This window comes from Leifsonia araucanica, from assembly GCF_051161895.1.
In the GTDB taxonomy this organism is placed as follows: domain Bacteria; phylum Actinomycetota; class Actinomycetes; order Actinomycetales; family Microbacteriaceae; genus Leifsonia.
Genome location: NZ_JBMBTW010000002.1, coordinates 1,374,879 through 1,390,494 on the forward strand (window position 1 = coordinate 1,374,879; position 15,616 = coordinate 1,390,494).

Sequence of the window (15,616 nt, forward strand, 5' to 3'; positions counted from 1 at the left end):
GTGCCCCGCGATCTCCGCGCGAGCGGAGCCCGCCCCCGCGCTACAGCTCCACGTCGGCCGCGAACACGAGGCGCTGCTCCCAGACGCGCCCATCCGGATAGATGCGCGTGTCCTCCGGCGCAGGCGGGTCGCCGGGGAAGCGTTCCCACTCCTCCACGTGCACCCGCCAGCCCGGGTTGTGGCCCGGCCTGCTGAGCGGGATCACCACTCCGGCGTCCAGCTCGCCGACCCAGGCGCCCTCGAAGGCGTTCGCTCCCGTTCCGCGCAGCACCAGCTCGCCGGTCGCCACCGTGCGCCAGCCCAGATCGCCGCCGATCGCCGGGTCGACGGTCTGGATGCTCGCCACCAGCAGCGGGTTCTCGTCCGCCGGGCGCGCGAACGCCCCCTCCAGCCCGAACCGCGGCGCCGTGGTGTCGCGGGTGAGCCCGCGCGTCCCGCTGACCACCACCCTGACGTGCGTGTCGTCCGTGCGGCTGACGCTCGCGATCCGTTCGGGCGTGAGCTGCACGAAATCGCAGCGCACCGGCGACGACAGGTGCTCCCCGGCGACGCTGTCCGGCTGGTAGCGCGCCACCGCGAGCCGCACGAACGGCCAGAACGCCGTGCCGGGGTCGATCGCGATGTCCACGAACCAGAGCTTCCGCTCCGCGCTGTACTGCGGCCGGTAGCCGACCGCGAGCACGTTCCTGTCAGTGACCCCGGCGGGGAGTGGGAGAGATACAGCCGGGGTCACCGGTCGGCCGGGGCGCGGCTCGTCGTCGATGCCGGAGGCGTGCAGCAGATCGTCCAGCTGCAGGGTCTTCAGCGGCCGGGCGGCCACGGGGGCGCTCAGCCAGATCGGGTCGCCGCCCCACTGGCTCACATACGGGAAGCCGGTGCCTGGGTCGTCGGCCGGTTCGCCGAAGGCGTCGTTCCCGTTGGCCGCGAGCAGCACCGCGAGCAGCTCTCCCTCCCCGCTGGAGTACCACGGGCGCTGCAGGTAGATGCGCACCCCGGCCTGCCTGGTGACGCGCCGCGCCATCGGCTGCTCGGGTTCGACGCCCTCGTTCCAGCGGAACAGCGGAAGCACCGAGTGGATGAGCGGAGCGGCAGGGCGCGCGCTCGACGGCACGGAGACCTCCACTGTCTCCCCGATCACGCTCGCGCCGTCGTCCAGCGGATTCGCCGGATCGCCGCGCAGCAGCTCCGGTGCGAAATACTCGCGGAACCGCGTCGCCGCCCGGAAGAAGTACGAGACGCGGCGGTGCATGGTGTCCGCGAACCGGTGCGTGGACTCGTGGGTGCGCAGCGGACCGTAGCCGGGAAGCGTCACGACCGCGTCGTGCCCGGCGAGCACCGCCACCTGCTCGTCGGAAACGATGGCCGTCGTGAACGCGATGGCGTCAGTGTGGCTGGTGGACGGCGCATCCTGAGCGATGTCGTCGACCGGCTCGTCCCACGACGCCTGCGCGGTGATGCTGTCCGTGCTCTGCCCGTCGACGTCGACCCCGCCGAACAGGAACGCGGAGGTGTCCCCCGGCACCCGGAAGGCGTGCAGCACGGTCGGCCGCGGTGCGACGAGCGGGCGGGGCACGGCGTGCACGAAGGTGAGATCCTCGAACGGGGTCAGCCCCCACAGCCAGCCGTCGACAGCGGCTTCGCGCACCTCCGGCGTCTGCTGAAGCACGGCGGCGAAGCTGCGCCAGACCCCCAGCCAGTCGAGCCGGGAGCGCACGAGGCTGCTCGCCAGCCGCGCCCGCTGCACGTCGCCCGGCGGAAGCACGAACCGGATGCGGCCGCCCGCGACGGCGGAGTCGAGCACGTCGCCGCCCTCCAGCGACAGCAGGAACGGCTTCCGCTCCGGCCAATCGCCCCGGTATGCCGCGGTGAACCCCTCCGTGCCGAACGGGAAGCGGATGGTCCTGCCCGCACCCGCCTCGGGGAACACGAGACTGACGCCGTCGGCCAGCGGGTCCGGCAGGTACGGCAGCTCCAGCTCGTCGACGTCGTGCACCACGTACTGCCCGGGAGCGGGCGCGTCCCCCGGTCGCAGGCGCAGCCGCTCGACCGCCGGGTCGGGATCGGGGAGCTCCCCCGGCCGGAGGGCAAGCATCCTGAGCCCGTTGGCCGGGGAGGGCACGGGCTGGCTTCCGTCCGCTTCGAGGGTCTGACTGAGCAGCGCCATGCCCGGTTGCTGGATGCGCGCGCCGACCGTGGAGAGGTCGGCCACGTCCACGTCGAAGAAGCTGCCGTTCTCGCGGAGGATCGCGGCGAGCGCCTCCCGTTGCGCTGCAGCACGCTGCGCCGCGGTCTGGCCGTCGCCGATGGCCGCGTCGAACTCGCCGTGCTGCTCCGCCTGGATCTGGCTGGTCTTCGGCGCAGCCAGGTGGCGTTCGGTGTCTGCGCCGTAGCCGTGTGCGGCGTCGACGCTCGCCGCGTATGCCCCAGGCTCCGTCACAGTGATCGCGAGCGTCTCCGGATCCTGGGTCACGCCGGAGCGCACCACGAGCACACGCAGAGACTCCCCCTCCGTGAAGCGGCGGCGCGGCACCAGGGCCGGAGACGGGACGGGGTCCCAGCGCAGGAATGGGACGAGCGGGGTCACCTTCTTCATCGCGGCGCGGAGCGCTGCGGCGACCACGGCGGGGTCGAGCGCGACACCGGCCCCGCCCTGGAACTCGGGCTGACCGGTGAGCTGGGCGGCGGCGACGGCGGCGAGCCGCGACGGGTCGCGCGTGATCGTCGGCTCGGCGAACGGGATCGCGGGGTCGACGACGGCCGCGGCGAAGGCCGCATCCACGAGGCTGCGGCGGTCGGCGGCTCGGCCGAAGGCGGCCGTGCCGCCCGCCGCCTGCCTGGCCGCGGCCGGCCCGGCCTGCGCCGTCGCCCGCACCCGTCCGAGCAGCCCGTCGATCACCGCACTCGGCACGGCGCCGGTGGGCGCGGCCGCGAACGCTCCGCGCAGGGTCTCCGCCGCATCCGGTTGCCTGTCGTCGGCCTGGATGGTCTCCTCGGTCGTGAGCGCGGCGTCCTCCACCGCGAGCCGCGCCTCGTGCGGCGCGGCCGTCCCGTCGCGCAGCCCGGACAGCACCGGCCCGATCGTCGCGCCCGGTGCGTCGAAGAGCGGAGGCGGCACCGTCTGCAGCCCGGCGAGCAGCACCTCCGGGGGCGGTCCAGGCGGAAGCGGCTGCGGGTTGAGCTCGTCGGCGCGGGTGTTGCCGGCGAGGTCGACCTGCCAGGCGCGGAACGCGTATGACCGGCCGAATCGCAGCCGCGGCAGCGTTCCGGGGGCCACCCGGTTGACGAACCGCAGTGGATGCGTCGGGTCCGGCACGTCGTCCGGCACGTCTTCGACCACCTCCACCGTCTGCTCGCGTCCGTCGACCACCTGCTGCTCGTTGCGCACGCGCTTGCCCGGCCGAGGAGCGGACAGGCTCCAGCCCTCCCAGCCGAACACCGCCTCGTGCACGTTCACCGGGTTGGCCGGATCCCCCGGCGTCTGGTTGGCCGCCGTCCCCTGGATGAACCCCTGCTCGGGGAGCGCCGTGAACACCGGGGTGTACGTGCCGTCGTCGTGTCGGGCGTCGATGTCGGCGAGCCGGGCGTGCAGCGACGACCAGGTACGCACGGTGTCGTCCCAGACCTCCACGCGCATCCCGCGGGTGACCTGCTCGGTGAACAGGTCGGGCACGGCCGTGGTCTCCAGGGCGGCCTGGTGCGCCAGCTGGTCCTTCGCGCTCTGCGCCTCCTCCGCGCGGGAGACGGTCAGACCGCTCGCGCGCATCGCCGGGGTGGCGGCGTTGACCGGGTCGTCGTTGTCCTGCACGTGCAGCAGCCTGGGCAGTGTCCAGAGGAATCGCTCCGTCTTGAGCGCAGTGCCGTCGGCGTCGAGGTCGAGCACCGAGAACAGGCTGTCGTCGCCGATGGCGAGCGATCCGTCGATCCAGTCGCCGGTCTGCGCGACCGTCACGAACGTGCCGTCGCCGAGGGCGCGGACGAACACGTGCGTCGGGCGGCACGCCGCGGCGTTCCCGCCGACCGTCAGCACCGCGGTCAGCCAGCGCGACGAGAGCAGCCTCGCCGGGTCTGTCACCCGCAGGTCGATCACCAGCCCGGTCTTCCTCAGCAGCGCTGGGTGGTCGCCGATCGTGCCGACCCGCTCGTGGAACTCCGGGCCCTGCCGAGGGAGACCGACCGGCTGGGTGTCCGGCACCTCCTGATACGGCTGCGCGGACTCGGGCCGCTCGTAGTACCGCCTGGCCCGGTGCAGCTCGCCGAGAGCGCGCAGGAACCAGTCCTCGTTGGCCGCGATCCTCCGCGAGATCTCCTGCGGCTCCGCGTCGGTCTCGATCGACTCGTCCAGGAACGCCGTCAGCCTGGCCTCGTCGAACTCGGGTCTGCGGCGGTCGTCCCCTCCGTGCACCGGCCAGCGCTGCGCCATCCCGAGCGCCTGCTGGGCCAGTGGATGCGCGGACGGCGCCGGCGGGCTCGTCGGGTCGGACAGCACGGTCGCCAGGTGCACCAGCTTGCCGATGTCGTGCACCGACCGCGCGGAGAACCCGCGCCACCTGTTCTGGTCGAGCCGAGGGACGGGGTTGCCTCTCACCGGGGTGTCCGGAGGGAAGATCGTGTCCCAGACGCCCGCATCCGGTGCGAGTGCCGCGGTGGTCGCGACGGTGCATTCGATGGCGCCTGCGTCGTCGGCGAGCTCGATCGTGAGCCCGTCGAGCACCTGCGCCGCCCAGTGCGGGAACAGCGCGAACGTGTCCAGCCTGGCAGTCGCGGCATCCGGCACCAGCTTCGGGCTGACGAACACCGAGACGTGGGCGTCGGCGTCGGGCCTCGTCGACCGAGGGAGCACGGTCGTCATGAATGTCTCGGTGCTCATGCCTGCACCCCTTCCGCGCCGAATGCTTCGCAATAGTCGCTCCACGCCGGTGATGTGCCGTCCGGCTCGCACATCACCTCGCGGAAACTCGGGTCTCCGTTCGAACCGGCGAACTGCCGTTCGGCGCTGATCTGCACGGAGGCGGAGAAGAACAGCACCTTCACCTGCACCGTGATCGTCGCCCGGCCGATCATCTTGCCGGTGTTGAACTGGTACACGAGCTCCATGTAGAGCTCGATCGACGCGGAGATGAGGCCGAGCACATCCACTTCGCCGCGCAGCCGGAAGTAGCCGGTGAGCGAGCCGGCGTCCGCCTCCAACCGGATGTAGATGCCGATCATCGCCGAGATCGACCCGGAGGCGACCCCCAGGTCGACGGCCAGGCACGCCCCGGCCTCCAGCCCGATCTCCAGGATCTCCAGCTTCTTCGGCCCGATGCGCATCCCGAACCAGCCCCCGCCGCCGAGGAACACGACGGCGAGTGTGAACGGCCGCTCCCTGGTGCAGAAGTTGAACCCGACGGTGACGCTCTTGCCGAGGAACGGCACCTGCACGTCGGCGCCGAGCGACATGTTCGACAGGTTGAAGACGCCGATGGCCACGTTCGGCAGCGCGAGGGTGAAGCCGGCGCTCAGGCCGGACGGCGAGACGTCCAGGAACGGCGGATCGGAGAACCCGTCGAACGGGATCAGCTCCTTGATCACCTCCACGAACGAGAGCAGGCCGACGAACTTCAGGTCGCCGAGCACCACATCCACGTCGGTCTTGCCGTTGGAGCCCGCCTTGAACGACATGTGCTCGAACGGCACCCGGATGAGCGCGGCGCCCGGCAGAAGGTTCAGCTGGAAGTCGCGCAGCTCGGCGAGCACGTCCACCGTGACGTCGCCCGTCGCGCTCGCCCGGCCGTCGATGGCGATCACCAGGCTGTCCTTCTGCAGGCTCAGGATGGGGTCTCCCGCCGGCCACGACCGCATCTCCGGCTTCCACTCGAACCGGAAGCGCACCTGCGGGCTGTCGGAGGCGAGGCCGCGGAGGAAGTCGATGGCCTTGAGCGCTGCATTCACGTCGGCGACGATCGGGTCGATGGCCTTCTTCAGCGACGCCAGCTGGTTGGCGGCGAACACCGGGAGGCCGCCGATGGCGAGCACCCCGTCGAGCGCGGCGCCAAGCTGCCCGATGGCCCCCTGCAACTCAGCGGGCGTGACGGTCGGCGGCGACGCCACCGCTCCGGCGAGCTGGCCGGGGAACGCGGTCACGAGCGACACGATGGTGTTCTTCGACGCGAGCACGCTGTCCCGGATCGCCGTGGCCTTCGCCACCGCGTCCTGCGAGCGGTCGGCCGCCTTGTCGACGGCGAGCTGCGCATCCCGCACGGCCTGCTCCACCGCATCCCGCAGCCGCTGCACGTCGCCGAGGAAGCCCTCGATCAGCTGCACCGCCTGCGAGACGACCTTCGGCAGGGCGAGCGGCTCCCCGGTGACCGCCTCGATCACGTCGACCAGATCGACCAGCCCGAACAGTTTGGGCAGCGCGCCCTTGAGATAGTCGACGGGGTTGAAGTCGAGGTCGATGGCGTTGTCGATGTCGCCGACCGGGCCGGACAGCGCAGAGACGCCGCGGATCGGCAGGTTCGGCGCGACGAACCCGCCGCCCTTGTCCGTGCCGCTGGTCGAGCCGGCCCCGCCGAACGACAGGGAGGGCAACGGGATGCCGTGCGCGGTGAGGTCGGGGAAGTCCGCTGCCGTGATGGTCCCGTCGTCCGCCAGGACGTTCGCCCAGACCTGGCCCGGGTTGCCGGCGTCCAGCCCGGTGGAGAGGAACTGCTTGGCGTACGAGACCGGCAGGCTCGGCGTGGCGGACAGGTGCTGCACGGCGGGGAGCACCACGTCGGCGGAGCTCATCGTGGGGGTCGACGAGCCGACCACGGGGGTGCCGAGCAGCCGGACGGTCTGCGTCTCCGCCTGCGCGTCCCCCGCTCCGGTGGACGGGCGCGGCGCGAACGCGATCCGCTGTCCGTGCGCCGCCACCTCCCTGTCCGGGTCGGTGTCGTATTTGGCGTGGATGACCGTGGCGAAGTCGGGCGGCTGCACGGACTCGCTCACCCACAGCATCGGGAAGCTCAGCCGGATCGGCTGCGTGTCCCTGTCGACGGTGTTCACCACCCAGCGGAACCGCTGCCCGCCGATGGTCGGCCAGAACGACGAGTTCTCCAGCGGGCCTGGGTCGTCGATCACCGGGGTGACGGACGGCTGCAGCTCGATGGAGGCGAACGGGAAGTCCCGCTGTCCGGCGTAGCTGCGCGTGCGCTCCAGCAGCACGATGAACTTGCGCTGGTACAACCCGGCGTACGACCCGCCGCTCGCCGCCTTCATCTTCCGCTCGGTGACCTTGATCAGCGCCGCCTTGTGTCCGAGCGGGAACAGGTATCCCGGATATGCGACGCGCACGTACTGGTCCCGGCCGAACGGAGCCTGGTGGTCCCAGGCGAGCACCGAGGCGAGACCGGCGAGCGAGTATGGCAGGGTGGGCCAGGCGCCGTGCAGGTCGAGGGTCGCGCCGAGCCCGGACAGCCATAGCGCCTTCGCCCCGACCGGGAGAGGGTCGATGCGGCTTCGCCGGTTTTTCGCCAGCCACGACTCGGAGGTCTGCCGCACCAGCCGGTGCCGGTCGGCGGCGTTCAGCGACGCCCGGAACGGCGCATCGCCGCCGAGTGGAGGGACGGTGAATGCGCCTCCCGCCTGGTCGATGGCCGCGGACTGCCACTGCGCGGCGGTGACGCTGTCCCTGTCGCGCGTCCAGATCGCGCGCACCACCCGGTGGTCGGCGTCCCGCTCATCCGGTGCTGCCGGGTCGTCGGAGGCGACCCCGAGCCGCGAGTGCCACAGCTCGACGAACCCGGGAGCCGTCCCACTCTGCACGGGTGAGACGGCGTGCGCCCAGCGGCCGTCTGCGGTGGGCGAGATCATCAGCCGGAACGGCGCCTCGATCGCGGTCTGCCCGCGATCCGGCTTGTCGCTGAGGATGGGGCGGGTGCGCGGCAGGTTCCCGAAGCCACCGCCCAGGATCGGGCCGTCCAGGATCGGGCCGCGCGGCACGGCATCGACCAGGTCGCCGTCGAGCCCGCCGAGCTTCACCCCGTCGGACACCACCGGCCGGACGGCGGACAGGGATGCGCGCACCTGCCCGAGCGCCTTCGCGTTCGACACGAGGTTGTCGAGCGTGACGGGACCGGCGACCTTCCGCTGCTGGGCGGCGGTCACCGTCTCCAGGACTACCCCGCCGCCGGTGAGCGTGGCGACGATCCCCTTCCCGACGACGACGCGCTGCTCGAACCCGCCCGCCTTCGCCCCTGCGCCCTGCTGGGCGGCGGCCGGGTTGTCCCCCGGGTTCCACGGGGCCGGCGCCGTTCCTGACGGCGCGGCCAGGGGATGCAGTACAGGCTCGAGCCGGGTGATCGCGGCCAGGATGCCCTCCGACGTGAACGGGATGCTCTCGCCGTCCGGAATCGCGAACACCAGCCGCGACCCGCGCGCCGGACGGTGCCCGACGATCGGATGCACGGTCGCGCCCGGCGGGGACGGCGTCGCCGGGTCGGCGATCGGCTTCCCGGTGACGGGGTCGACGATGAGCGCCGGTGGACCGGTGGGCGCCTCGTAGAGCGCCTCCTCGTGCAGGTGCTGGAACGCGAAGTCGACCGTCATGGTGGACGGGTGGGCGGCGTCGGGGGCGTCGGGGGCGGGGGCGGGTGCGCCGGGTGCGGGCGTTGGCGTGATGGTCGGGTTGGCGCCCTCGGTGAGGGTGCATCCGGTGAAGGTGACGGTGAGGGCGAGCAGATCCTCCGGGCGAATCAGGTCGGCGACGATGACGCCGCGGCTGCCCGGGGCGTCGCCGGGCAGCCCAGGACGGTGACCGCCGAGCGGCGCACCTCCCGGCAGGTGCGGGTCTGCCGCGAGGTCGGGCCCCCCGAACGCGATCCCTGGCTGACCGACCCTCCTCCACGACGCGGCGAAGCGAAGGGTGGGGGTGATGGTGGCCGGGGGCGCCTCGGGTTCGGCTTTCGCCGGCGCCCGCCGGCCGCGCGCGGCGCCGGCTTTCGCGGTCCCGGGGTCCGCCGCTGCTGTCGAGCGTTTCGCGGACCCGGCCGCTGCTGTCGGTGCGGCCCCTGCGCCGCCCGTCGCGCGTTGTCTGTCCTGCCGTTTTCTGTTGTTCTGCCCTGCAGACATGGGCTCACCGTTCTCATCGAAAGTCTTGGAAAGTCTTCGAGAGCAGGGTGTCCGCTTCAGCCCGGCGACTGGAACGATGCCTTTGACGGAGAAAGTATGCTCCGGCACACACCGTCTGCGCCAGAGTTTTCTGAGATTTCTTCGACTGACGCCGGTTCGCTGCGTGCATCCTGCTGTCGTGCACCTGCTGTCGTGCATCCTGCTGTCGTGCATCCTGCTGTCGTGCGCCGCCGGACCCGGCACTGTGCCGTGTCCGGCGACCGTCCAGCTGCGGGAGTCTGCCACTGCCCGCAGCGTGACGTTTCAGTACGCGGCCTCCCGGTCGCGCCCTTCCGGCGGATGCACCCGTTCGTCGGTGTCTCCGTCGTTCCTGTCGAGGTCGCCGAGCGGCGTCAGGTCCCCCGGTTCGTCGCGGACCGCATCCCGTGGCACGGCCCGCTCGTCGGCGTCCGCGTCATCGTCGATCCGGTCGATATCACCGAGCGGCGCAAGCTCCCCCGGTTCGTCGCGGACCGCATCCCGAGGCACAGCCCGCTCGTCGTTGTCGTCCGCCCTGTCCAGCTCGGCGAACGGTCCGACGTCTTTCGCGTCGTACGCGTCGTGCCGCGGGTTCGCCCGCTCGTCGACGTCCCCGTCCGTCCGGCCGACGTCGCCCCACGGCAGCACTTCGTGCTCCATGAGCGTCAGACCGTCTGCAGTGCGGTGATCTGGGCGAGGTTGTTCGGCCCGCCCGCGTTGGTCGCCCGGTACTGCAGCCGCTTCCCCGTCCCCATCGCCGCGGTGGCGACGGCGAGGATGTTCGACCGCTCCGCATCGGTGTCGGCCCAGATGCGCCTCCACCCGACGCGCCCCAGCTCATGGCTGAAGTCGATCCAGGAGCTGCCTCCCCCGGTGAAGACGTTGTTGATGACGGCTGTATATCCCTGAACCCAATGACTGTCGTCCCACGCTGACATGGCACGCCTCCAGATGGCTGTTTTTCCGCGTTCCTTCGAGCAGGGCGGTCCCTCACCCCTCGACGACCGGCAGAAGGCCGTGACGCGCCCGATTATGCTCCTCTCCACACACGACACGCCAGACGAATGTGAGAGAAACTCTAACTAAGGTGGACGGGATGGTCCACCGGGCGCGTGCGCCAGGGAGCGGTAGCGTCGGTTTATGCGCACCGCCGATATCGTCACCGTCGAGACGACCCTCGGGCCCGGGCGGCTCACTGTGTCTGCCGCGGGGGCGGTCGCCGCGTCTGCCGCCGGGGCAACGTCCGCCGAGTCCGCCGCGTCCGCCGCGTCCTCCACGCCCGCCAAGTCCGCAACGCCTGCCACCTCCGCCGAGGCCGCCCCGTCTGCCGCCGCCGCCGCTCCGCGCCCGCGGGCGGTCCTCTGGCTCGGCCACGGAGCAGGCGGAGGCATCGACGCCGTCGACCTCGCCGCCCTGGCCGCCGCCCTTCCGGCCCTCGGGATCACGGTCATCCGCTACGAGCAGCCGTGGCGCGTCGCCGGCAAACGCGTCGCCTCCCGCCCCGCCGCCCTCGACACCGCCTGGCTCGAAACCGCTTCCGCCGTCGACAGGATCGCCGACGGCCTGCCCATCCTGGTGGGCGGCCGCAGCGCCGGTGCCCGCGTGGCCTGCCGCACCGCCGCATCCACCGGGGCCGCCGCCGTGGTCTGCCTGGCGTTCCCGCTGCATCCACCGGGCCGGCCAGACACGAGCAGGCTCGACGAACTGCTCACCCCTGACGTGCCCGTGCTGGTGCTGCAGGGCGAGCGCGACACGTTCGGCACCGCGGCCACCGTCGCCGCCGAGACCGAGGGACGCCCGAGCGTCCGGGTGGTCCCGGTACCCGGCGCCGACCACGGGATGCGGCTGCTCGCGTCGTCCCCGTTCCCGGCCGCCGCGGTGCGGGAGCTGCTGGTGTCTCAGGTGGCGGCGTTCGTGGATGGGGTGGTGTGAGATGGCGCGCGCAACCGGAACCGGCCCCACCACCGGCCCCACCCGCACCCCCGCCCGCACCTCGGCGATCGTCGTCGGCACCGGTGTCGCCGGCGCAGCGACCGCGTTCTCCCTCGCCCGTCGCGGCGTCGCGGTGACCCTGGTCGATGGAGACTTCCCCGGCCAGGCGACCGCGGCGGGCGCCGGCATCATCCAGCCCTGGAGCTCGACTGCCTCCGGCCCGTTCTACGACCTGTACGCGGCGAGCGCCGACCACTACCCGGAACTCATCTCCCAGCTCGCGGCCGCGGGCGTGCGCGACATCGGCTACCGCCGGTCGGGGGCGCTCATCGTCAACCGCGACGCCCACGTCCTCGACGAGATCGAGGCGCGCCTTGCCACCCGGGCACCGCAGGCGCAGTCCATCGGCGAGGTCTCCCGCGTCCCGAACAGTCGCGCCCGCGAACTGTTCCCACCCCTCGGCGACAGCTTCGACGCGCTGCACATCTCGGGCGGCGCGCGCGTCGACGGCCGTGCTCTGCGCGCTGGCCTCCTCGCCGCGGCGCAGAGCCTCGGCGCGACGATGGTGCCGGGCACCGCATCCATCGTCGCTGCGGACGCGCGCGCACCCATCGCCGCCGAGGATGCGGACGCACCCGCCGCCCCGGCGGATGCGACCGGCTGGGCCATCGAGGTCGACGGCCGCCGTCTCCACGCGGACGCCGTGGTGCTCGCCGCGGGCGCCTGGACCAACCGCCTGCTCGAACCGCTCGGCCGCCGCATCCCGGTGGAGCCCCAGCGTGGCCAGATCACGCACCTGCGCGTCGACGGTGCCGACACGCGCTCCTGGCCGTCGGTGCACCCAGTGGCGAGCCACTACCTCGTCGCGTTCGACGATGCGCGCGTGGTGGTCGGCGCGACCCGCGAGACCGGCTCGGGGTTCGACCCGCGGGTGACCGCGGAGGGCCAGCGTCAGGTCCTCGCGAACGCGCTGTCGGTCGCGCCCGGCCTCGCCGACGCGACCGTGATCGAGACCCGCGTCGGCCTGCGCCCGCTGGCCGACGGCGACCTCCCGGTGGTCGGCGCCCTCCGTGGGCTGGACGGCCTCTTCGTGAACGCCGGCTTCGGCGCGGCGGGCCTGACGATGGGCCCGCTGGTCGGCGAACGTCTCGCCGCCATGCTCACGGGCGAGGCGGCCGTCCCGGCGACCGGGTTCCTGTCGCCGGTCGACGCGGGCGTGTGACGGGCACGCTGGGTTCTGCCGCCCCCGTCACCCCAGCTCCCGCCGCATCACCCACCGTTGCGTCGCTCCCGAGTGCGCATCCGTCGTCTGCACCCGCGAGAACCCGTGCTTCTCGAACAGCGCGACCGTGCCCACGTACCCGCTGATCACATCCACGCGCTCCCCGCCGGAGTCGACCGGGTACCCTTCCACCATCGCGGCACCGGATGCGCGTGCGTGCTCCACCGCGCCGTCCAGCAGGTCGTGCATCAGCCCGCGCTTGCGGTAGCCGCCGCGCACCACGAAGCACACGATCGACCACGGGTCGCGCTCCTCGTCGAGGTGCGGGATGGTCCGCGAGTTCATCAGCCGCCGGTACGTGGATTTCGGCGCGACGGAACACCATCCCGCCACCTCGCCGTCGAGATACACCAGCACCCCGGGCCCCGGCTCCGCCGAGCACTCGGACTTCATGTACTCGATCCGTTCGGGCATCCCGAGTCGCGCATCCCGGTACGACATGCACACGCACCCGCCACCGCCGGGCTTGCGTGGCACCATGAACGTCGCGAAGTCGTCCCAGCGCCCGGTCGCCGGCAGCACCTCTATGGACATGGCAGCACGTTACCCGCCGCCACCGACATCCGGCACGGGGCGGGCTAGTACTCGCCCTTGATCACGAAGAACGATCCGCGGATCGTCCCGGCCAGCTTCGACTTCTGCCTGGCGAACTTGAACTTCTCGGCCAGCTCCGCGGGAACCTCCATGCCGTCGGACAGCTTGAGTCCGACGGCCCGCTTGCCCGCCTCCTCGATCGTGTACATCACGTTGATCGACAGCCCGGACTCGTAGAACACGTACGCCATCCGGATGCCGTCGACCTCGAACGCGGTCGCCTCCAGCGGCCGGGATGCGATGGTGATGTCCCGCTCCTCCTTCAGGATGCGCGTCACCCACGCGAGCGCGTCCGCCGCCTCCCCCGGCTCATCCACCGAGCCGACGGTGAAGTCGTGATCATACTTGTTATGGAAATAACGCGCCTCGTTGGCGCGAAGCCCCGCGAGCGCGTCGGCGACCGGGGAGGACTCCAAGCCAATGGTGGAGACGGTGACGAAGTCGACGGTGTACGGCATGTGGGGCTCCTTGCGTGTGGTGCGTGTGTGGTGCTGCGTGGGACAACGGTAGCGCGAGCCGGTGGTGGCTGGTGGATGCGCGTCGACGCCGACCACGCTCCCCACGATGTGCTCCGCCCCCGGCCCCACTCTCGAAGTCGGCACGCCCACCCCTAGAATCAGCGCATGTCGGACAATCCGTACCTGTCGCCGCCGAGCCCGGCCGAACGCCTCAGCTTCCCTCCGCCCGCGCCACCCCGCCCGCTCGATCCCGGTCGCGGTCTGGGGATCGCCGGATTCGTGCTGTCGTTCTTCTTCCTGCTGAACATCGTCGGACTCGTGCTCAGCATCGTCGGCCTGGTCCAGTCCAGGCGCGCGGGCAACCGCAACGGTCTCGCGGTGGCGGGGATCATCATCGCCGCGGTCGGCATCGCCGTCACCGGGCTGATCGTCGCTCTCGTCGTCCCGGCCTTCGTCGACGCGGCTCAAACCTGCGCGCGGCTGGGCGACGGCGTCCACGTCGTGGGCAACGCGACATACACCTGCACCCCGACCTCCTTTTACGTGTCGACCCACTTCTGATGCGGCTCGACGCCGAGCTGCCCGAGCATCCGGAGTTGCCCGAGCATCCCGAGCTGGTGCAGCTTGGAGCGAGGTGGGCTCAGAAGCCGGACGGAGAGACCGGGCTCGCGTACGGCCACGCTCTGGCCGCTCGCGGTTTGATGGATCGGGCCGCCGACGTCTATACGCAGCTGATCGCGAACGACTATCCGGTCGGCTACTACGAACTCGCCTGGCTCGAACATGACCGCGGGCGCCACGAGCGAGCCGACGCGCTGCTGCAGGCGTACCTCGACACGACCGCTACGCCCGACGAGTTCGCCGACCATGCCGCCGGAGTCCTCGGACATTGGCGCTGGCACTCCCCCAACCGGACGGATGCGGAAGCGTTGCTGCGACGCGGCGCCGCCCACTACCCCTCCGCCCGCGCCGACCTCGGCCACCTGCTGAGGGCCAGGGGCGACGACCAGGAGGCGGAGGCGGTCCTCCGCGCGGGAGTTGCCGCCCGAGAACTGGACAGCTACCTCCCTTTGGCGAATCTGCTCGACGAAACGGGCCGGAGCGACGAGGCAGAGCAGCTCTACCGCGACGGTTTCGACCTCGGCGACGCCTTCTGCGCCTTCAACCTGTCCCTCCTGCTTGAGCGACACGGACGCGACGACGAAGCCGCCGCCTGGCTGCGGAAGGCAGCAGATGGCGGGGACCACGCCGCCATCCGGAGACTCGCCGGGCTGGACTAGCGGGCGCGATGCGGTCGGCGGGTGCGCAGCCCGCGTGGCTGCATCCCGCGCCCCGTGTTCCGCGTCGCTGCATCCTGCTCAGAACGTCGGGACCGCGAACCCGCCCGAGAACAGCACCGCCCCCAGCCCGACCACCGCAAGCGCCACGAGCACCACGTACGCGAGCGACCGCACCCCGTCGAACGGTCGACGAGCCGACGCGGTCACTACGAGTACAGCCGCCGGTACCAGCATCAACCCGCCGAACAGCAACGCGGGCGCGACCCGAACATCCGGGGCCGGGCACGGGTATGCCAGCGCACACAGAGTGGGAACACCCTGGGCGAGCCACAGGAACATCCAGGTCGCGAGCAGAATCCCGATCGCAGGCAGCATCCTCGGGACGGGACTCAGCCGAGCGGATGCACCTGGTTGCACACGACCACTCTGGCAGGTCGGCGACGAAGAGGCCACGGACTCGGCGCGAACGCGACGTCAGTCCAGCGTCCGCAGGAACTCGACACGAGGCGCGGCCGGATCTCCCGACGCGACACACAAGGCCGAGAACCGGAACACATCGCCGTCACCCGTCAGCCGTCGGCGCGAATCGCGCGGTTCCACACCGTCCAGATCTCGTGCGCGACAGGCGCATACCTCTCGGCCGACCCCGCGATCTCCGAATCGAACCACGTCACGAACACCTCGTGGACGATGTCCAGGACGCCGCTTTCCGACGTCGCATCCGGCATCCGGATGACGATCGACTGCGCTTCGGCCCTGTACTCGTCAGTGTTCGTCCCGAAGTTGATGCCGATGGGATCGGCCCGGAACAACACGTCCTCGACCGCCGCCACAAGCTGCTCCTGGCCACGAGTAGCGAGCTCACGCTCGGCTCGGGCGGCTGCCACCCGCGGAGAGACGACCGCGTTCCAGTACTCCTCGGTCATGTCCCCAGAGATATCCGATGAGTCGGCCACGACTCA

At 71.6% G+C, this 15,616-nt stretch carries 12 protein-coding genes; 4 read left to right on the forward strand and 8 right to left on the reverse strand.

All coding sequences use genetic code 11. The features are described 5' to 3' along the window. Positions 1–40 precede the first annotated feature (40 nt). From ACN6M5_RS06600 to ACN6M5_RS06615, 4 genes are all read right to left on the reverse strand, one after another. Entirely contained in the window at positions 41–4,867 is a 4,827-nt protein-coding gene (locus ACN6M5_RS06600; RefSeq protein ID WP_434948965.1) for a hypothetical protein, read from the reverse strand. Next, positions 4,864–9,090, reverse strand: coding sequence for a hypothetical protein (locus tag ACN6M5_RS06605; RefSeq protein ID WP_434948966.1), 4,227 nt, complete (start codon positions 9,088–9,090; stop codon positions 4,864–4,866). Before ACN6M5_RS06605 ends, ACN6M5_RS06600 begins: the two co-directional genes overlap by 4 nt. A gap of 303 nt (positions 9,091–9,393) precedes the next feature. Beyond that, on the reverse strand, positions 9,394–9,768 hold the full coding sequence (locus ACN6M5_RS06610) for a hypothetical protein (RefSeq protein WP_434948967.1): 375 nt from the start codon (positions 9,766–9,768) through the stop codon (positions 9,394–9,396). Positions 9,769–9,773: 5 nt separating this feature from the next. Further along, entirely contained in the window at positions 9,774–10,046 is a 273-nt protein-coding gene (locus ACN6M5_RS06615) for a hypothetical protein (protein WP_168689731.1), read from the reverse strand. 202 nt (positions 10,047–10,248) lie between these two features. On the opposite strand from ACN6M5_RS06615, the gene ACN6M5_RS06620 reads away from it, so the two are divergent. Then, positions 10,249–11,040, forward strand: a complete 792-nt coding sequence (locus tag ACN6M5_RS06620) for an alpha/beta hydrolase family protein (RefSeq protein WP_434948968.1) — start codon at positions 10,249–10,251, stop codon at positions 11,038–11,040. Between the two features lies 1 nt (position 11,041). Continuing rightward, positions 11,042–12,262 (forward strand): NAD(P)/FAD-dependent oxidoreductase, encoded by a 1,221-nt coding sequence (locus tag ACN6M5_RS06625; RefSeq protein WP_434948969.1) that lies wholly within the window; start codon positions 11,042–11,044, stop codon positions 12,260–12,262. A gap of 27 nt (positions 12,263–12,289) precedes the next feature. On the opposite strand, the gene ACN6M5_RS06630 is transcribed toward ACN6M5_RS06625, so the two are convergent. Beyond that, on the reverse strand, positions 12,290–12,856 hold the full coding sequence (locus tag ACN6M5_RS06630) for a GNAT family N-acetyltransferase (protein WP_434948970.1): 567 nt from the start codon (positions 12,854–12,856) through the stop codon (positions 12,290–12,292). A 44-nt stretch (positions 12,857–12,900) separates the two neighbouring features. Next, a complete protein-coding gene (locus ACN6M5_RS06635; protein WP_434948971.1) occupies positions 12,901–13,374 on the reverse strand; it encodes a DUF8821 family protein in 474 nt (157 codons plus the stop codon). 165 nt (positions 13,375–13,539) lie between these two features. Here ACN6M5_RS06635 and ACN6M5_RS06640 point away from each other — a divergent pair, with 165 nt between their 5' ends. Together ACN6M5_RS06640 and ACN6M5_RS06645 are read left to right on the forward strand one after the other, a co-directional pair. Next, entirely contained in the window at positions 13,540–13,935 is a 396-nt protein-coding gene (locus ACN6M5_RS06640) for a DUF4190 domain-containing protein (protein WP_434948972.1), read from the forward strand. Beyond that, on the forward strand, positions 13,935–14,654 hold the full coding sequence (locus tag ACN6M5_RS06645; protein WP_434948973.1) for a tetratricopeptide repeat protein: 720 nt from the start codon (positions 13,935–13,937) through the stop codon (positions 14,652–14,654). Before ACN6M5_RS06640 ends, ACN6M5_RS06645 begins: the two co-directional genes overlap by 1 nt. A gap of 78 nt (positions 14,655–14,732) precedes the next feature. Here the strand turns inward: ACN6M5_RS06645 and ACN6M5_RS06650 are convergent, their stop codons facing one another. Together ACN6M5_RS06650 and ACN6M5_RS06655 are read right to left on the reverse strand one after the other, a co-directional pair. Then, positions 14,733–15,029, reverse strand: coding sequence for a hypothetical protein (locus ACN6M5_RS06650; protein WP_434948974.1), 297 nt, complete (start codon positions 15,027–15,029; stop codon positions 14,733–14,735). Positions 15,030–15,223: 194 nt separating this feature from the next. After that, on the reverse strand, positions 15,224–15,610 hold the full coding sequence (locus ACN6M5_RS06655) for a hypothetical protein (RefSeq protein ID WP_434948975.1): 387 nt from the start codon (positions 15,608–15,610) through the stop codon (positions 15,224–15,226). Positions 15,611–15,616: the final 6 nt, after the last annotated feature.